Origin of the sequence: Sulfitobacter sp. HI0027, from assembly GCF_001634775.1 — a bacterium.
Taxonomy (GTDB): Bacteria; Pseudomonadota; Alphaproteobacteria; order Rhodobacterales; family Rhodobacteraceae; genus Sulfitobacter.
This window is the reverse complement of sequence record NZ_LWER01000069.1, coordinates 1-1741: the sequence shown is the minus strand read 5'-3', so window position 1 is coordinate 1741 and position 1741 is coordinate 1. Positions and strand designations below refer to the sequence as shown.

The following is a 1741-nucleotide window of genomic DNA, read 5'->3' as shown; positions in this document are numbered from 1 at the left end:
TTGTTGTTGGTATGACATCACTCGTTCGACAAACACGATCCCATCCCGAGCGAGCCAGCAAATGGCTTACATCGTTGCTTGAACGCAAACCTGCGCGTGTCGCAACCGTCGCCATGGCCAACAAGACCGCCCGGATCGTCTGGGCAGTGCTTACCCGCAACGAACCCTACAGCCCACGCACTGTAGCCTGAGACGAAAGGAACAACGAGTTAGCAAGACCCGCGAGATGATGGTGCATAAGTCTGCCGCCAAAGCCAAGACACTCCGCCGAATGGCGCGGGCATAATAGCCCGTAAAGCTGATAGGAACTTGGTTTGCGGAACCCATCAGGGCCAGCGGTCAAAACCGCGCAAACAGGCCGGACACATGACTGCTTCTGACAAATGCACAAATCAGATCAAAAATGTCTTGCTATGCAGGAGCCATCCACACAAGTCATTCGCTGCATGTGCAAACCCATATTTGCTTCGACACACGAGCGGACATTCAGACCGGCGCACGGGGCTGGTCCGTAGTGATCTACAATCAAAGCAAATTTTTGACCGTCATTGCCAGACCAAGTTGTAAAGAAATGGCACCCCGTCGGAAGTCGACATGTATGTCCTTACCGTCCCAGTTCGGCAACTCCGCTGGTGCCGTTTGCCTTTAGGACGATTTACCTGTCTACCTAAGTGAACTGAGTTCGCCTTGGGCGTGTATTAGCGGGTGTATGGATTGACGAACTATTGGAACGGCGAGCCGGTAGGAAAGAAAGAGTTGCTGCGCCTGTTGACACGCGGTGGCAAATGGCTTCGCTGGGAGGAAGAGAAGGCAGACCCGAACGACCCTACCAAGAAGCCCAAGGCCGGCTGCAAGGATCAGGTCGAAGAAGCCCTGATCGAGGCTCTGCATTCAACCAATGTCGTGGTGTTGCTGGGGTCCGGGGCATCCTTCTCCGCCAAGAACTTTGGCGGGCCGAATGCGCCGGGGATGGGTGACCTTTGGCATGCCGTGCGCGCTGATGTATCGGAAGACAATTTGGTTGACCACAAAGAGTTTGACGACCTGGCGAAGAAAGTCATGGGCGGCTTGCCGCAGAAAAGTAGTGATGGAAAGCACAAAACTGGAGATATCGAAAGCCTTTTAAGTCTCTGCAAGATGCAAATCGAGTTGCTCAGCATTCGATCAGAAAACGACCCAGATTTCACTGATCAACTTTGGTTGGAAGAGCTGACCGAGTTCGTTCGAGTAGCTGAGAACACGATCTTGGGCAAAGTGGGTTTTGTCGGCCCGAAAACTGATTTGCCAGCACACTGGGCGTGAGAGTGTCCGATCTTTTGTGTAACTGCGAACTGGTCCATGCTTCCTGAGAGGAGCAAGGACGATGACCATATCCAAGGAACTGCTGGACGAACTACTGAAGGGCTGCGAGCGGCCTGAAGACCTGCTTGGCGATGCCGGGCTAATGAAAGAGCTCAAGATCAAGCTGATGGAGCGGATGCTCGGTGCTGAGCTGACGGCACATCTGGGCTATGAAGACGGCAAGGATGCCCCGCCTGATCAGGCCAACCGTCGCAACGGCTCATCTGCCAAGAGATTGAAGGGGCAAGACGGCGAACTGCCTATCGCTGTGCCGCGGGACCGGCCCTCTCGGCAGATTGCTTTGCAATCGCCTGCCGGGTGGTAGACGGCAGCTTCGAGCCTGAACTGGTGAAGAAGGGGCAGACCCGCATTGATGGGATGGATGACAAGATTATCGGGC

1 protein-coding gene and 2 pseudogenes are annotated in these 1741 nt (G+C 54.6%); all 3 read left to right on the top strand.

Features of this window, described 5'->3' with window-relative positions; all coding sequences use genetic code 11:
- Positions 1–191: pseudogene (locus tag A3722_RS24695) on the top strand (IS110 family transposase); the annotation flags it as partial.
- A 523-nt stretch (positions 192–714) separates the two neighbouring features.
- Complete coding sequence (locus A3722_RS04275) at positions 715–1302, top strand: hypothetical protein (protein ID WP_150120148.1); 588 nt, start codon at positions 715–717, stop codon at positions 1300–1302.
- A 61-nt stretch (positions 1303–1363) separates the two neighbouring features.
- A pseudogene (locus A3722_RS04270) lies at positions 1364–1741 on the top strand (transposase); the annotation flags it as partial.